The organism is Rhodococcus sp. 2H158 (assembly GCF_053764755.1).
In genome coordinates this window covers 147833-163567 of sequence record NZ_JBSNCE010000015.1, presented here as the reverse complement: position 1 = coordinate 163567, position 15735 = coordinate 147833, and the positions used below count along the sequence as shown (strand labels likewise).

The window sequence follows — 15735 nt, the reverse complement described above, 5'->3', positions numbered from 1 at the left end:
GCTCCGGCTGCACCCGGTAGGTCAGGTTCACCCCGTAGCGCGACCCGTCGCCGAGCAGGCGCTGGAACTGCGGAGCATCCTCGGGCGTGGTGATGATCAGGATGTCGCGGATCCCGGCGAGCATGAGCGTCGAGAGCGGGTAGTAGATCATCGGCTTGTCGTAGACCGGTACGAGCTGCTTGCTCACTCCCAGGGTGATCGGGTGCAGGCGGGACCCGGTGCCGCCGGCGAGAATGATTCCGCGCATTGTTTAGTCCTTCACCTGGAACCCACGCACTTGACTCTGAGTTCGCCTTCCCCCGTAGCGGGTTGCCGCTCGAGCATCGGTGTTTCCCGTTGGCTCCACAGCACATTCCGACATCGCGTAGGCCTGCTCGGTGGCGTCCTTCTGCGGTCGCCACCAGTGCTCGTGGGTGCGGTACCAGTCGATGGTCGCGGCCAGGCCCTCGCGGAAGTCCCGGTAGCGGGGCGCCCAGCCGAGTTCGGTGCGCAGGCGGGTGGCGTCGATGGCGTAGCGCAGGTCGTGGCCGGGGCGATCGGTGACGAAGTCGAAGTCGCCCCGATCCCGGCCGCACAGCTCCAGGATGGTCTCGACGACGGTGCGGTTGTTCGTCTCGCCGTCCGCGCCGATCAGGTACGTCTGGCCGATCTCACCCTTGTCGATGATCGTCCACACCGCCCGGTTGTGGTCGTCGACGTGGATCCAGTCCCGCACGTTCGCCCCGGTGCCGTACAGCTTGGGCCGGATCCCACCGAGGACGTTGGTGATCTGCCGCGGGATGAACTTCTCCACGTGCTGATAGGGGCCGTAGTTGTTCGAGCAGTTCGAAATCGTCGCCTCCACCCCGAACGAGCGCACCCAGGCGCGCACCAGCAGGTCCGAGCCGGCCTTGGTCGAGGAGTACGGGCTCGACGGGTTGTAGGCGGTGGCCTCGGTGAACCGCGCCGGATCGTCGAGCTCGAGATCGCCGTACACCTCGTCGGTGGAGATGTGGTGATACCGCACCGAATGCCGGCGCACCGCCTCGAGCAGGGTGAACGTGCCGATCAGGTTGGTCTGCACGAACGGCGACGGATCGGCCAGGGAGTTGTCGTTGTGCGATTCGGCGGCGAAGTGCACCACCAGATCCGACTCGGCGACCAGCGCGTCGACCAGGTCCGCGTCGGCGACGTCGCCGCGGACGAAGCGGATCTTCTCGGCGACCGGGTCGAGGGAGGCCAGGTTGCCGGCGTAGGTGAGCTTGTCGAGCACGGTCACCCGCGCCTCGGGGCGGTCGGCGACGGTCCGATGCACGAAGTTCGCACCGATGAAACCGGCACCGCCGGTGACGAGCATTTGCATGCCGGAACACCACATTCCTTGATCTCATCTCACCGATTGGCGAGGCCATCACCTCGGAGGCAAAGGACGTTCACCTACTAACTCCCACCGCACGACCAGTTCCGCGCCTACCCTCGGCCGAGCCTCAACGTGGTGCTGGCAAGACCTTCGCCGTATCCCATGCTACTTCTCTGTGGCGTGAAACTCGGACGTCCCAATCCTCTGTACTCCCACCCGGCAGAAATCCAATCTACCGGCGACAAACAGTTGCGCCCGTCGATCATTCGGCGTCCCCTGACGACGCGGTCCAGTTCAGATGGCTGCAAGTTCCTGAACTCGTCCCACTCAGTTAGAACGAGCACAGCATCGGCTCCACTACAGGCCTCCCGCACGCTCGTGGCATACTCAAGTGTTGGGAAAATCTTCCGTGAATTCTCAATGGCCCGGGGATCGTACACGTTGACGGACGCACCTTGAAGCTGAATCTGGCCAGCAATGTTCAATGCGGGCGAATCGCGCACATCGTCGGAATCAGGTTTAAATGCCGCCCCCAGAACTGCAATACGTGTTCCGAGCAACGATCCACCAATGGCGTCGCGCACAAGTTCGACCATGCGGGTCCGTCGACGCATGTTGATGTTGTCCACCTCTCGGAGGAAAGTCAGCGCCTGATCCGCTCCCAGCTCCCCAGCTCGCGCCATGAACGCGCGAATGTCCTTCGGCAGGCAACCGCCGCCGAAACCGACACCCGCGTTGAGGAATCGGCGACCGATTCGAGCATCGTGGCCGATGGCGTCTGCCAGGACGCTGACATCGGCGCCCGCAGCCTCACACACCTCGGCCATCGCATTGATGAACGAAATCTTGGTGGCGAGGAACGCGTTCGCGGAAGTCTTGACGAGCTCGGACGTAGCCAGATCTGTTACGAGGAAAGGGGTTCCGTCGTCGAGCAACTGCGCATACACCTCCCGGGTGACGTCTTCCACGCGGGAGGTACGACTCCGCTCACGCCCGAGCACCAGTCGGTCCGGATGGAGAGTGTCCTGAACGGCATACCCTTCGCGAAGGAACTCAGGATTCCAGCCTAGTTCAGTGTCGTCGCCCGCCGGTGCTTTGCTTCTAGCCTTCTCCGCTAGGCGTGCCGCAGTGCCTACTGGCACAGTCGATTTGCCGAGGATCACGGCCGGCCGCGTCAAGAGGGGGGCGAGGGAGTCAACTACTGCGTCCACATGCGTGAGGTCAGCCGCAAACTCACCCTTCTTCTGTGGCGTGCCTACTCCGATGAAATGCACGTCCGCGAAGTCGGCCGCCTCCTGATAAGACGAGGAGAACCTTAGTCGACCGGCCTGCAAGTTTCGCTTGAGAACCCCTTCCAAGCCGGGCTCGTAGAAGGGCACCTCGCCAGCTTCGAGCTTCGCGAGCTTCCCGGCATCTACGTCGACTCCGATTACCTCATGGCCGAGTTCTGCCATGCAGGCAGCATGCGTTGCGCCGAGATAGCCGGTGCCGAAAACAGCAATGCGCGTCATTGTTTCACTCTCGAGTGTTCGGGTGGTGTCATGGTGTCAGTACGCACCATCGCTGGCGACAACGGCCTTAATGGTCTTCGTGATGATCAGTACATCGCTGATCATCGACCAGTTCTCCACATACGACAGGTCCAGTCGAACGGACTCATCCCACGACAGGTCCGATCGTCCACTCACCTGCCATAGACCCGTAACGCCAGGGCGGACAAGAAGTCTTCGGCGGATCATGCCGTCGTAGTTTTCGACCTCGCGACGCAGCGGTGGCCGCGGCCCGACGACGCTCATTTCCCGGCGGACGACGTTGATGAACTGAGGAAGTTCGTCAATGCTGTAGCGGCGGATGAATCTACCAACGCGGGTGACTCGCGGATCCTCGCGTATTTTGAAGAGGAGGCCAGCGCCGTCGTTGCGCTCCATGAGCGCTGTGACCTGCTCGTCTGCATCAGTGACCATCGACCGGAACTTGATCATGCCGAAGGGCTCGCCGTCGAGGCCGATGCGTTCGGAGCGATAGAACACCGGGCCCTTGCTGTCGAGCTTGATGGCGAGCGCCACCAGAGCGAACATGGGAGCCAATAGCACTAGAGCCGTGAGCGAGAAGGCCAAGTCGAACGCGCGCTTTCCGCTTCGCTTGGCGCCGTGGTAGCTGGGCTTCTCCACATGGATGAGGGGCAGGCCGGCAACGGGCCGCATCTCCATGCGAGGCCCCGCGACGTCCACGACCCCGGTGGCAACGACGAGATCCGCCTCGTACGGTTCGAGTTCCCAGACCAAGTCGCGGATACCCTCGTGCCCGAGGGTTTCGGTTGCCGTCACGACGACCGTGTCCGCGCCCGACTCAGCCAGGGCGTCGACGACCGATCGTTCGTCGCCGTAGATGGCGATCCGGTTTCCGTCCACCTCGATGGACTCACCGCGAGCTCCCGCATAGCGCGGAACGCAGACGCCGACGACCCGGTAGCCGTCGGAAGCCTCGCGCTGGAAGGTCCTCGTCATGAGGCGTACCGCGTGCTCACCGCCGACAACGAGAACGGACGTCTGGAACTCACCACGGCTCCGCTTCTGTGCCACGACGCGGCGCCACATCCATCGGCTGAAGATCAGCATGATGAGCCCGGTCGGCAGAGCGATTGCGAGGTAGCCGCGCGCCAAGTCGAGCTTGAAGACGAGCGAGATGATTGCAATAGCGCCGAAAAGCCTTAGCGTTCCGGCAATCACGCGTTGATACTCTTCGTAGCCACTGCCGATGACGCGGCGTGATCGCGTGCGGAAGAGTACGAGCGTCCCGATCCATGCAGCTGCGAGGCAGACCGATACGACGGCGTAGTTCACTTCGCTGAACGATGTGGCCGCGAGCAAATCCGCTTCTCCGAAGCGCACGACGTGCGCAAGGACGACGGCCAGCACGACCATGATGTTGTCGGTCCAGAACAGGCGCGTGACGTATGCGCTCTGCCACGACCGTCGGGTGTTGCCGGGGCGGTCTCCGACCAGATAGGGCTCACGCCGTGCCGGCGCATCCCGTGCGGAGTCGACCGTGGCTTGCACCCGATCCGACTGACCCACTGCTGCTTTCATTCTGTTCCCTCCCCGAGCCCGATACGGGCGAGGTGCCCATATCGATGCGATCACCTCAGGCGGAACATGCGTATGCCTTCGACGGTATGCGAATACCTCCCCGTACCGCACACATCTCAAACCTTCGCTTGCCCTCGGTAAGGAACATCTTGGGGCATTCGGCAACGACTTGCATCTCGACGGGGACACGACTGGGACTTGCAATTACGCCCCTTGACCAGCGAAGTTTTGCTACTTCTCAGTAACTTCTCAGCAAGTAGCAGGTCAAGCGGTATGTTCCAACCATAAGCGTTCCAGCTGTTCGGATATGGACACTTCAGCGTTACGGTGTGAAACATCACATACCAACCGTTGCCGCACCCGGAAATGTGGCGAGTTGGACGCACGATCAGTTCGTCCGAGCGAACAGCCATTAGGCGGCATACGCTGGTACAGAATCGGTAATTGCCGCGCAAGTTTTCGGATCCCGGGACAGCGGTTCCTAGGTATATTCGCCGGCATGCCGGTGCAGACCGGAACCATGCAGGACGTCCGACGCCGACGATATGACTTGACGTGGAGGAACCTTCGATGAACGTTCGGGGGCGTTCTCGTCCACAGCTCCTCCGTCGCATACAAGTAACGACGATGTCGCGAATTTCGGTCAATGAGTCTAAACTTTGCACAATCGCGCATTCTCGCGGCACATCTCCCACACCGTGACGGTTCGGCGCGTACCAATTCCGACCGACATTCCTGATGGCGCGGGTGCCTTCCTACATATGAGCATCCGATTTGCCCCAATCGAGAGACGAGGTGTCGCCATGGGCGAATTGATCGCCGAGAACGCGAGCGTGTTCAAGACGGCGGTGGTGCCGGCTGCGGGTATGGGCACGCGGTTTCTCCCCGCAACCAAGACGGTGCCCAAGGAACTCCTGCCCGTCGTGGACACCCCCGGCATCGAACTGGTCGCTTCGGAGGCTGCCGAGTCGGGTGCGGGCCGCCTGGTCATTGTCACCGCGCCGGGGAAGGCCGGCGTTGTCACGCACTTCGTCGAGGACCTAGTCCTCGAGAATCACCTGGCGGCGAAGGGTAAGCATCACCTGCTCGAAAAGGTGCGCAAGGCACCGAGGTTGCTCGACGTCGAATCCGTCGTCCAATCGGAGCCGCTAGGGCTCGGGCATGCCGTCGGTTGCGCCGAGCAGGCCCTCGACGAGGACGAGGACGCGATTGCGGTCCTCCTTCCCGACGATCTCGTCCAGCCTTGCGGCGTCCTCGAGGTCATGGCCCGTGTGCGTGCCGAGCGCGGCGGCAGCGTCCTCTGCGCCATCGACGTGCCGAAGGCCCAGGTCAGTTCCTACGGCGTCTTCGAGGTCCAGGAGGTTCCCGGCGTCGCGAACCCGGATGTGATGAAGGTTCTCGGCATGGTCGAGAAGCCGAAGCTCGAGGATGCGCCCTCCACCCTCGCCGCCGCCGGCCGTTACCTCCTCGATCGCGCGATCTTCGATGCGCTGCGTCGCGTGAATCCCGGCGTGGGCGGGGAACTCCAACTCACCGACGCCATTTCGCTGCTCATCGACGAGGGCCACCCCGTACACGTCGTCGTCCACCGCGGCTCGCGGCACGACCTCGGCAATCCCGGCGGGTATCTGCGAGCCTGCGTCGACGCCGCCCTGGCGAGCCCGGAGTACGGCCCGATGCTGCGCTCATGGCTCACGGACCGGCTCAAGCAGATCGATCCCGACGCCGCGGCCGACGCCCTGCAGTAGGGGTCAGCCTCCGGCGGACCTATCGGTTCCTCTTATCGGCCCATGCCGTGATAGCGCCAGCCGTGGGAATGCCAGCGCTGGGCGTCGAGGCAGTTGCGCCCGTCCAGCACGGTGCGTGCTCGAACGACTGTGCCGATCTCGTCCGGATCCATCTCCTTGAAGTCCTGCCATTCGGTGAGCACCAGCACCGCGTCGGCACCCTTGCACGCTTCGGGGATATCGGCCGCGTAGGTGAGGGTGGGGAACAGCCGTCGAGAGTTCTCCATTGCTTTCGGATCGAAGACGGTTACCGCTGCGCCCTGCAATTGGAGCTGTCCCGCCACGTTGAGAGCTGGGGAGTCCCGAACGTCATCGGAGTCGGGCTTGAAGGCCGCGCCCAAGACTGCGATCCGGGCGCCCAGGAGCGATCCGCCGCAGGCTTCTCTCGTCATCTCGACCATCGTGCTGCGGCGCCCCATGTTGATGCCGTCCACCTCCCGGAGCAGGTGCAGAACGTTGTTGGCACCAAGCTCCCCGGCCCTCGCCATGAACGCCCGGATATCCTTCGGTAAGCACCCACCTCCGAATCCGAGGCCGGCATTGAGGAATCGCCGTCCGATCCGGGCGTCGTATCCGAGCGCATCGGCCAGCTCAACCACATCCGCGCCACTCGCGTCGCACACCTCTGCGACGGCGTTGATGAAGGAGATCTTCGTTGCCAGGAATGCGTTCGCGGCGGCCTTCACGAGTTCGGCGGTGGAGATGTTCGTGACCAGAAAGGGCACGCCCTCCGCGATCTGGCATGCGTAGAAGTCACGCAGTGTCGCTTCGGCTCGCCCACCGCGACTGGGGTCGACCCCGATGACCAGCCGATCCGGCGTGAGCGTGTCCTGTACGGCGTACCCCTCGCGAAGGAACTCGGGGTTCCACGCCACCTCGACGTCGTCCCCGGCCGGCGCTGCGCTCCTGGCACGCTCCGCCAGTTGCTCGGCCGTTCCGACCGGCACCGTCGACTTCCCGACGATCAACGACGGACGGGTCAGGAGCGGGGCGAGCGCATCGACGACCGCATGCAGCTGGGACAGATCCGCCGCGAACTCGCCGCTCTTCTGGGGGGTGCCGACGCCGATGAAGTGCAGGTCCGCAAAGTCGGCGGCTTCGGCGTAGGACGTCGTGAAACGCAGCCGTCCGCTTTCGAGATTTCGTCGCAGTACCTCGGAAAGGCCGGGCTCGAAGAAGGGCACCTCCCCCGCCGCCAACTTCGCGATCTTCCCGGGGTCGATGTCGACGCCCAGGACGTCATGCCCCAGTTCTGCCATACATGCGGCGTGAGTGGCGCCCAGGTATCCCGTGCCGAAGACTGTGCAGCGCATGCTCCCAGAGGTACTCAGCGGGCGTGTTCAGCACACCGATGCACGCTGAGTACTGAACCAACAATGCATGAAGAGTTGGCGCTGTCGGCCCACTCAGTTCGACTCCGACGGAACTGGCGGTGTTGCCACGAAGACCGTCGCGTGAGGACTCCTGGCCTGTACAACGAGTTCGGGGTCCGAGCCCGGAACCCAAGCCGCTTCCCCCTGCTCGAGGTTCAGTATCTGATCGCTACACCGCAGCTGAGCTGATCCCTCCACGCAGAGCAGGATCCGCGGCGCTTGGCCACCGAATGCAGCAGAGGTCGGTCTCGAAGTACCCGAGAGCTCCAATTCGGCGCGCACCAACTCGAACTCGCGCACCGGCGGTGCGTACAGGCATTCGTCTCGGTCGATGAGTGCACGTACCCATGGCACGTCCACCGATCCGAAGTCGAGCGCGCGCAGCAGTTCCGGCACGTCCACGTGCTTGGCCGTGAGCCCGCCGCGGAGCACGTTGTCCGAGTTCGCCATGATCTCCACGGCCGTGCCCCGCAGGTAAGCGTGGAGGTTGCCCGCCGGCAGGAACAGCGCGTCGCCCGGTTCCATACTCACCCGGTTGAGCAGGAGCGACGCGATGACGCCCGGGTCCTCGGCGTAGGCCCGGCCGAGGTCGAGGGCGGTGCGTGCGGCGACGGTGAATTCGTCGTCCGAGCCGGCCCGCGCCGCCAGGTAGCGCTCGCATCCGGCCAGAACAGCGTCCGTCAACGCGACGAGGGACTTGGTCGGCAGCGTCATCCACGCGGTGAACAGGGCGCGCAGCCCCGTCGCGTCGAGGTGGTCGCCCAACTCCGACGCGTAGGGAGTCAGTTCGGGGACGCTCAGGTCACGAAGGAACTCGACCGTCTCGGTCGGGGCCCGAAAGCCGGCCAGCGCCTCGAAACGGCTCAGCGCCACGACCATCTCGGGCTTGTGGTTGTCGTCCCGATAGTTGCGGTGCGGTGCGTCCAACGGAATTCCGGCGTCGTTCTCCCGCGCGAATCCCTCCCGAGCCTGAGCCCGGCTCGGGTGCGCCTGCAGCGAGAGCGGCTGGTCGGCCGCGAGGACCTTCAGCAGGAATGGCAGCCGGCCGTCGAATTCTCGGGCACAATCCGATCCGAGCTGGCCTTCGGGATCGCGGGAGATGAGGTCGAGCAGCGACACCGTAGTGCCGTCTTCGTCCACCACGGCCGGTGCCGCCGGATGGGCACCGAGCCACAATTCGGCCTCGGGTTCCTCGGTGGGCGCGGGCCGGCCGGTCAGCTCGGCCAGCGCGGTGTGTGAACCCCACGAATAGTCTCGAACGGCCCCGCGAAGCGGATACATCGAACTCCTCCCCGGAACCGGATCAGCTTGTCCTGCATGTTTCTACACGTCGGTGGAGAACCGGACCCCGCCGTCCGGCAGGACGACTCCCGGCCACACTCGCGCGCCGCGTAGCAGTTCACAGCGGGCACCGACCTCGGCGCCGTCGCCGATCACGGCGTCACGAACGAGTGCCCGCGGCCCGATGCGGGCACCGAATCCCACGATCGAGCGCTCCACCACCGCACCCGCGTCGATGCGTGCCCCGTCGAACACGGCCACACCGTCGAGCCGGGCTCCGCCGCCGACCACGGCGTCGCGGCCGACTACGGTTCCGCCGATCAGCATCGCCCCGGGGGCGACGCGGGCTGTCGGGTGTGTGCGGGCCTCGCCGCGCTCACCGTCGAGCGCCGGGGACGGCGCAATTCCCCGTACCAGGTCGGCCGATCCCTTGACGAAGTCGTCCGGCGTCCCCATGTCCCGCCAGTACGCGGCGTCGACGTGGCCGAACACGCGGGCGCCGTCGACGAGCAGCGCCGGGAATACCTCCCGTTCCACCGAGACGGGACGCCCGGCCGGGATCTTCTCGATCCACTCGCGACGGAAGACGTAGCAGCCGGCGTTGATCTGATCGGTCGGCGGATCCTGTGTCTTCTCCAGGAATGCCGTCACCCGTCCGTCCGCGTCGGTGGGCACGCATCCGAAGGCGCGCGGATCCGGAACGCGCACCAGGTGCAGCGTCACATCGGCGTTGTTGACCTCGTGCGTGTGCAGGATCGCGCGCAGGTCGCTGCCGCCGAGTACGTCGCCGTTGAACACCATGACGTTGTCGGAGCGCAGGTGGGGCAGCACGTTGCGGATGCCGCCGCCGGTACCGAGCGGCTCGGTCTCGGTGACGTACTCGATCTCCAGCCCCATGCTCTCGCCGCTACCGAAGTACTCCTCGAACACCTCGGCCTTGAACGACGTACCGAGCACCACGTGGGTGATGCCCGCGCTCCTGATCCGCGCAAGAAGGTGCGTCAGGAACGGCAGTCCCGCCGTGGGCAACATCGGCTTGGGCGCCGACAGTGTCAGGGGCCGCAGACGCGTTCCCTTGCCTCCCACCAGGACCACCGCATCGGTCGCGGCTCCTCCGCCCATGTCCCTCCCCTATCGAACGCGCGCCCGGATGACCGTGCACGAATGCAACTGCCACTCCCGGATGCACGCGGCGGCGGCATCCCGTGCGGGATGCCGCCTGCGCGCGCCGAAGGTCAGCTCTGCGAGAGGTCCGGCAGTTGATCGCCGAAGAGATCGATCACGAGACCGATCAGCTCTTCGGGGGTGTCGATGACGTCGTCGGTCTCGGGCGCGGCGTCCGCCTGCGGAACGGTCCCCTCCGACTTGGTCGGGGCGGACTGCGCGGCCGGGGCCGCAGGTGCGGGAGCGGCGCCGTCGCCGGCGACGTTCACGACGATCGGGTTCTGGAACGGCGCGCCGGACTTCAGGCCGACGTTGTCCCACTGGGTGCCGGCGGCGTCCTGGCAACCCCAGTACACGTAGTAGGTGCCGGCCGCGATGGGCTGCGGACCCTGGGAGACGGGCTGGCCGTCCTGGACGAAGGTGATGGCGGAGGTGCTGGTGTTCTCGACGGAGAACTTCGAGCCCGGCGCCTGCGCATCGGCGCGGCCCGACGGATCGGCGGCGTCGAGCCCGCTCTGCTTGGTCGACACATAGGTCACGCAGGTGACACCGCCGGCGACATCCACCCCGGCGAAGTCGAAATCGACGGTGATCGAGCCGGGCGTGCCCGACGCCCCTACGGACGGGTTACCTGCCGCGACCGCGGTCCCCGGCACGCACAGCGCCAGCGCTCCCACCCCGACAACGGCCACAGCGGTCTTCTTCAGAACGGATTGCATCAAAGCTCCCTCGAGTACGGCGATTCCGCGAGAAGTCGCGGCGTCCACTTCGACCCCCCGGTCGGAATGTTCCGAAACACCGTAACCCGAGGCGGCCTCACATGCGAGTTGGTCGGTCTGTTTCGAGCGGCGCCGCCCGCGCCTACACGCCGCGCCTCCAATCTGCACTATCGGTGTCGTTTCAGCGGACTATTCCAGTCCGCGTCCGTCGCCGCGAACGAAACGATGGACTCGGTCGGCATCGTTCAGGGTTCGACGCATGGACATCGTCTTGTGCCTGGTGGTCCTGTGGGCAGCGCTGTCGGTGCTGGTCGCGGTTGGGGCCGGTATGCTGTCCGGCTCAGGGAGGAACGGTCCCGCCCGACGCGCGCCGCCGAAGCGCCGGCCGAGCCGACCAAGCCCGAAACGATCGTCCGGACCCCGGTCGGAGTCTGAGCTCGGCAGCGGCGGCTGCGCGCACCGGGATTGTGCACGAAGCTGCCGCGGCTCCCGGTCCCTACTCGGCCACGGTGAGGCGCGTCGACTCGGCAGCGCCAATCACCGCGCCCGGCGTGGGAAGCGGAACGAGCGCGCACTGGCTGGACCCGGACGTGAGGGCACACAGCGCGGCGGGAAGAACGTAAGGAAGCAGATCGGTACTTCCGGTGTCCGCACTTGCGGTGGCCGGCACGGCCACAGTGATCGCGGCACAGCCCAGGACGCCGGCGAGAAGACGCTTCACGAAGACCTCGATTCGACGATGAAAGACCTGACCGTCGGTTGAATCGGGCAAATCTCCGAAACGTTACGTCTGCGAAGAACGGTCCTGCCCTGAGCCGTAGCACCTGCCGTGCGCCCGGCGAGTTCCTGCGCACCCGGGGGTGCAACGACCGGAACGTCGCGAACGCCTGATAGAACGCCGATGTACGGCGTGTCAGCCGGTACCCGAGGTCGGGTGTGAGGTCCCACTTTCGGTGCTCTGCCCTCGACTTCGAGGACCGGGAGTCCGCTCCCGCGAGAAGAAGAACGGAACCACGAGAACGACGATCAGGCCCACTCCGGCCAGGACAGCAGACCCAGCATTCAAACGACCTTCCCGCTCCTCGAATTCGACACTCTGTTGCGCGGATTCCGCTATCGCGTTGTTTCTCTCGAGAACCGCCCGCCGAAATTCGTCCACTTGGATGAGGAACAGTTCGACCGCTCGGGGCTGCAGATCCGGATCTGTCGCGGCCGGCACGGCCGGTGGGGTAGGCATGGCAGGAACTTCGGGAGGGCGCGGACTGCTGACGAAGGGTGCGACGATGAAGATGAGACCCACCGCCAGACTGAGCACACTCGCTTGAATGAAGTACCGCCGCTGCCCCGTCGCTCGATTGACCCACTCCATGAAGAAGATCAACCGCTGCATCTGGTGATTGTGCAGGGTGCCCGTCGGAGGGCGCAGCGTCGAGCGACTCGCAGGCATGAGGAAGGCCAGATAGAACCCGGAAAAGGCGACGGCCATACCCAGAAAGAGCGGGGCAAAGACCCCGCGCAGGGGAAGCGAACTATCGGTCACCGAAAACGACACACCCAACACGCCGATATAGATGGTTCCGATGGCAGCGGCGGCGGTCTGCACGAACTTCGCACTGTCTCTACTCCGCTCGAAGCCGCCCTTCGATGCGTCGTACAGGCTTTGCTGGAACAGCTTCCGCAGTTCGTACTCGGCAGCCCAGCCGGCCAGCTGAAAGTCGGTCGTCGCCTTGTCGAGCGCGGCGCTGCGCTCCGCCTCCTCCGCACGCTCCGCCTCCAGCCGGAGTCTCTCGAGTTCCTGCGAGCGCCTCGCGGCAGGGCTCCACATTCTCACCATCGCGACCGCGGATCTCAATCCGCGTCCTCGGGCGACTTCGTCGGCATCACGTAGCTGTCCGGAATTCCCCACGCTCGCCCCTGGCAGTGCATATGCACGTCGCCTTGGAACTCCTCGGCCGGAAAGAAAGCGTTCTCGACCTCGCACCACTTCCGACCGACAGGCATGGCCCGAGTGTGCTCCGAAATCTGGGGACCGATGTTGCGCAGCCACAACGAGTGGGTATCGATACAGAGCACTGCGTCCGGACGACACGTCGACCAAGCCCGATAACACGAGCACGACCGGAAACTGGCCGGGCAGTTCTGCCGGTACCGGCGCCGGATACGGCCGTAGAAATCCTATTCCTGCGCCCGGTGCGCGGCGTCCCCATGCCCCAGATCCCGCTCTGGATCCACGACGTCCCGCACCCGCTGCTTGAGCGTGACGATGTCGGGAAACCCGCCGTCCGTCTTGCGGTCCCACACCACCCGATCGCCGGCCGTGACGACGAAGATGCCGCCGGTGCCGGGAACGAGCGCGACCTCGCCCAGATCCGTGCCGAAGGTGTTGAGCAGCTCCTGCGCCATCCAGCCGGCACGCAGCAGCCAGTTGCACTGCGTGCAGTACGTGATGGTGATGCGGGGTGCGGTGCGCGGCTCGGTCACCGCCCGAGCGTATCGGTCGGTACGCCGCCCGAAAGGGGTGAGGCCCCGCCGATCGTGGTGGCGAAACGGCGGGGCCTCAGCGCGGGCCGGCGATGGGGGGTTACCGGCCCGCGAGCGTCGCCTTCGCAGGGGGGACAGGAAGGCGACACAGGAACACTAGTCCTCAAGATCGTTACTCGCGAGTACAAACACTAAAGCGCTGGTCAAGAGCGTGTAAAGCGATGTCAGGGCTGGTTGGTGTGACGTTCGCTCTCGCGCTCGGCGCGCTGGATCTCGACGAGGGATTCCTCCATGTCGGCCACGCGCAGCACCTTGCCCAGCACCAGACCGATCACCACCGAGAAGATCAGCCAGGCGACCAGAACCGCCGCAACCCACCACCACATACCCACAGTGTGTACGAACTTGGTCGCCGATGGGTAACACCCGGAGGACTGTGAGCGATATTGCGTCCACGCTATCGCGACGGTGTCGCACTTGTCCCACATTTCGTACCGAACAACCGTAAAGTCCCCGATGTGCCGACCCAGACAATTCGCCGTGCCGGACACGCCATCCTCGTCCCCGCCCTGGCCGCGCTGACCGTGCTCGCCGCGGGCCCTGCCGCCGCGCAGGACCCCGTCGCGCCGCCCGGCGACGTCGTCTTCGGCACGCAGTCGCTGGGATTCGGCGACACGGTTGCCTTCCGCGGCCACAGCGACACCGCGACCCTCACCGTTCCGGTACCGGACGGGCTGCGGCCCGCCGCGCTCGACACGACGGTGCAGATGCCCGCCAACGTCTCCCGCGGCTGGATCGACGTCCAGTCGCAGGGGCTGCTGCTCGCCCGCATCGACCTGCCCGCCGCCGGAACGCTGGTGCCGGTCTCGCTGCCCCTGGATGCGGCGCCGATCGTAGACCGCGCCGTCACCGTCACCCTGACCCTCCACCTGCTGCCGTTCGACGGGATCTGCCCCGAGGACTGGACGGATCGCTCGGTGGTGCTGCGCGACGGACGCGTCCGCTACACCGGGGCGGCGACCCCGCCGGCCGTGGTCGCCGACTTCCTGCCGCCGATCCTCGAGTCGCTGGAGCTGGCACTGCCCGCCGACCCCACCCCCGCCGAGTCGGCCACCGCTCTCGATCTCACCGCGGCCGTCACCGCCCAGTACACGGGCCGGCCGCTGCGGGTGACGGTGCAGACCCTGCCCGGCGACGACGCGGTGCCGCCCGCCCCGGCCGGGCCGTTCACCCGGCAGATCGCGATCGTCGAGACCGACGGCGACGGCGGCGCCGCCCTGGTCCAGGTGCCCGGCGGCGGTCCGGCGCTCGCGGTCACCGGCGACGCCGACGCGCTGCGCAACCAGGCCCGCCTCATCACGAGCGACATCTCGTCGGTCGCGGTGGCCTCGGCGGCGACGGTCGGCACGCTGGGCCGGCCCCCGCGGCTGTCCCCCGACGCGACGACGCTCGCCGAACTGGGCCTCGGCGCCCTCACCGACACCGGGGTCGGCGTGGTGGAGGTGCCGCTCGGCATCGACCAGACCCGTCTGGGACGGCCGTCCCATAATCTGCGGATCAACCTGCAGGGCTCCTACACCCCACTGCCCACCACCGAGGGCGGCCTCGTGTCGGTGACGGTCGGCGACACCGTCGTCGACTCGTGGCCCGCCGACGCGTCCGGCCGCCTCGATCGGTGGATCACGGTGCCGGACAACGTGCTCGGACGGACCACCGACGTGGCGGTGTCCCTGCGCGCCACCGGCGGCACCCACCAGTGCGGCCTGCAGCAGCCGATGACGCTGACCGTCGACGCCGGCAGCCGCGTCACCACCGAGCCGGCCGACCCGCCGCTGCCCGGCGGGTTCCGGTCGCTGCCGCAGGCGCTGCTGCCGAAGGTGAACGTCGCCGCCACCGAGGCCGGGATCGCCGACACCGCCCGGGCCGTCGCGCTCGTGGCCGGGCTGCAGAGCCTGACCTCCGTGCCGCTCGATCCCGACTGGGTGAGCGTCGACGAGGCCGCCACCGGCGGCACCCCCGCCATCGTCGTCGCCGCCGACGGCCGCGTCCCCGACACCCTGGAACTGCCGCTGGCCGGGACGCAGGGCCGCACCCTCGACCTCCTCGACCCGGCCACCGGGAACGCCACCACCGTCACCTTCCCCACCGACATCGAGTTCGCGTCGCTGCAGGTGGCGCGCGACGGCGACCGCACGGTCCTCGTCGCCGCGGCCACCGAGGTGCCCGCCGAACTCGACCGCACCCTCGGCTGGCTCGCCGCGACCCCGCAACGCTGGGCCGAACTCGACGGCGACGTGCTGTTCACCACCGCCGACCGCGACCCGGTCGAACTCGCGCTCACCGACCCGGCCGCCGAGCCCGGCACCGAGGAGTCGCTGGGCCGGGCGACGGGCTGGGTGCTCGCCGGTGGCCTCGCCCTGCTGGCCGTGGGGCTCGTCGCCGCGGGCGTCGCGGCCCTGCGATGGCGTCGCGGCCGGCCGCGCCCGCACTGATCGGATGTCG

Annotated in this window: 14 protein-coding genes; 2 read left to right on the top strand and 12 right to left on the bottom strand. The window is 66.4% G+C overall.

The window, feature by feature from the left end; translation table 11 throughout:
* From ACWPOB_RS16820 to ACWPOB_RS16805, 4 genes are all read right to left on the bottom strand, one after another.
* A partial coding sequence (locus ACWPOB_RS16820) for a sugar phosphate nucleotidyltransferase (RefSeq protein WP_455401530.1) occupies positions 1–247 on the bottom strand: 247 nt, incomplete at its 3' end.
* Between the two features lie 3 nt (positions 248–250).
* Positions 251–1342 carry a dTDP-glucose 4,6-dehydratase gene (rfbB, locus tag ACWPOB_RS16815; RefSeq protein WP_455401529.1) on the bottom strand — a complete coding sequence of 364 codons (1092 nt, stop codon included), beginning with the start codon at positions 1340–1342 and terminating at the stop codon, positions 251–253.
* Positions 1343–1449: 107 nt separating this feature from the next.
* Complete coding sequence (locus ACWPOB_RS16810; RefSeq protein ID WP_455401528.1) at positions 1450–2850, bottom strand: UDP-glucose dehydrogenase family protein; 1401 nt, start codon at positions 2848–2850, stop codon at positions 1450–1452.
* A 36-nt stretch (positions 2851–2886) separates the two neighbouring features.
* Positions 2887–4428, bottom strand: coding sequence for a sugar transferase (locus ACWPOB_RS16805; RefSeq protein WP_455401527.1), 1542 nt, complete (start codon positions 4426–4428; stop codon positions 2887–2889).
* 803 nt (positions 4429–5231) lie between these two features.
* On the opposite strand from ACWPOB_RS16805, the gene ACWPOB_RS16800 reads away from it, so the two are divergent.
* Positions 5232–6176 carry a UTP--glucose-1-phosphate uridylyltransferase gene (locus tag ACWPOB_RS16800; RefSeq protein WP_455401526.1) on the top strand — a complete coding sequence of 315 codons (945 nt, stop codon included), beginning with the start codon at positions 5232–5234 and terminating at the stop codon, positions 6174–6176.
* Between the two features lie 32 nt (positions 6177–6208).
* Here the strand turns inward: ACWPOB_RS16800 and ACWPOB_RS16795 are convergent, their stop codons facing one another.
* The 8 genes from ACWPOB_RS16795 to ACWPOB_RS16760 form a co-directional block, all read right to left on the bottom strand.
* Complete coding sequence (locus tag ACWPOB_RS16795; RefSeq protein ID WP_455401525.1) at positions 6209–7528, bottom strand: UDP-glucose dehydrogenase family protein; 1320 nt, start codon at positions 7526–7528, stop codon at positions 6209–6211.
* 93 nt (positions 7529–7621) lie between these two features.
* Positions 7622–8869, bottom strand: coding sequence for a mannose-6-phosphate isomerase, class I (gene manA, locus ACWPOB_RS16790; protein WP_455401524.1), 1248 nt, complete (start codon positions 8867–8869; stop codon positions 7622–7624).
* Positions 8870–8911: 42 nt separating this feature from the next.
* Complete coding sequence (manB, locus tag ACWPOB_RS16785) at positions 8912–9991, bottom strand: mannose-1-phosphate guanylyltransferase (protein ID WP_455401523.1); 1080 nt, start codon at positions 9989–9991, stop codon at positions 8912–8914.
* A 113-nt stretch (positions 9992–10104) separates the two neighbouring features.
* The gene (locus tag ACWPOB_RS16780) at positions 10105–10752 is read right to left on the bottom strand and encodes a hypothetical protein (protein WP_203329993.1); all 648 of its coding nucleotides are present in this window, start codon (positions 10750–10752) and stop codon (positions 10105–10107) included.
* Between the two features lie 496 nt (positions 10753–11248).
* The gene (locus ACWPOB_RS16775; protein WP_455401522.1) at positions 11249–11524 is read right to left on the bottom strand and encodes a hypothetical protein; all 276 of its coding nucleotides are present in this window, start codon (positions 11522–11524) and stop codon (positions 11249–11251) included.
* 141 nt (positions 11525–11665) lie between these two features.
* Positions 11666–12577, bottom strand: a complete 912-nt coding sequence (locus ACWPOB_RS16770; RefSeq protein ID WP_455401521.1) for a hypothetical protein — start codon at positions 12575–12577, stop codon at positions 11666–11668.
* Positions 12578–12927: 350 nt separating this feature from the next.
* On the bottom strand, positions 12928–13233 hold the full coding sequence (locus ACWPOB_RS16765; RefSeq protein ID WP_455401520.1) for a SelT/SelW/SelH family protein: 306 nt from the start codon (positions 13231–13233) through the stop codon (positions 12928–12930).
* Positions 13234–13457: 224 nt separating this feature from the next.
* Positions 13458–13619, bottom strand: a complete 162-nt coding sequence (locus tag ACWPOB_RS16760; protein ID WP_455401519.1) for a hypothetical protein — start codon at positions 13617–13619, stop codon at positions 13458–13460.
* Positions 13620–13751: 132 nt separating this feature from the next.
* Between ACWPOB_RS16760 and ACWPOB_RS16755 the strand changes: the two genes are divergently transcribed.
* Positions 13752–15725: a hypothetical protein gene (locus tag ACWPOB_RS16755; protein ID WP_455401518.1), complete on the top strand. Its 1974-nt coding sequence runs from the start codon at positions 13752–13754 to the stop codon at positions 15723–15725.
* The last annotated feature ends 10 nt before the right edge of the window (positions 15726–15735 follow it).

What these genes read in the sequence shown, in the direction of transcription:
- rfbB (WP_455401529.1), bottom strand. Translation starts at nt 1,342, where the DNA reads ATGCAAATGCTCGTCACCGGCGGTGCCGGTTTCATCGGTGCGAACTTC.
- ACWPOB_RS16810 (WP_455401528.1), bottom strand. Translation starts at nt 2,850, where the DNA reads ATGACGCGCATTGCTGTTTTCGGCACCGGCTATCTCGGCGCAACGCAT.
- ACWPOB_RS16805 (WP_455401527.1), bottom strand. Translation starts at nt 4,428, where the DNA reads ATGAAAGCAGCAGTGGGTCAGTCGGATCGGGTGCAAGCCACGGTCGAC.
- ACWPOB_RS16800 (WP_455401526.1), top strand. Translation starts at nt 5,232, where the DNA reads ATGGGCGAATTGATCGCCGAGAACGCGAGCGTGTTCAAGACGGCGGTG.
- ACWPOB_RS16795 (WP_455401525.1), bottom strand. Translation starts at nt 7,528, where the DNA reads ATGCGCTGCACAGTCTTCGGCACGGGATACCTGGGCGCCACTCACGCC.
- manA (WP_455401524.1), bottom strand. Translation starts at nt 8,869, where the DNA reads ATGTATCCGCTTCGCGGGGCCGTTCGAGACTATTCGTGGGGTTCACAC.
- manB (WP_455401523.1), bottom strand. Translation starts at nt 9,991, where the DNA reads ATGGGCGGAGGAGCCGCGACCGATGCGGTGGTCCTGGTGGGAGGCAAG.
- ACWPOB_RS16780 (WP_203329993.1), bottom strand. Translation starts at nt 10,752, where the DNA reads ATGCAATCCGTTCTGAAGAAGACCGCTGTGGCCGTTGTCGGGGTGGGA.
- ACWPOB_RS16770 (WP_455401521.1), bottom strand. Translation starts at nt 12,577, where the DNA reads ATGTGGAGCCCTGCCGCGAGGCGCTCGCAGGAACTCGAGAGACTCCGG.
- ACWPOB_RS16760 (WP_455401519.1), bottom strand. Translation starts at nt 13,619, where the DNA reads ATGTGGTGGTGGGTTGCGGCGGTTCTGGTCGCCTGGCTGATCTTCTCG.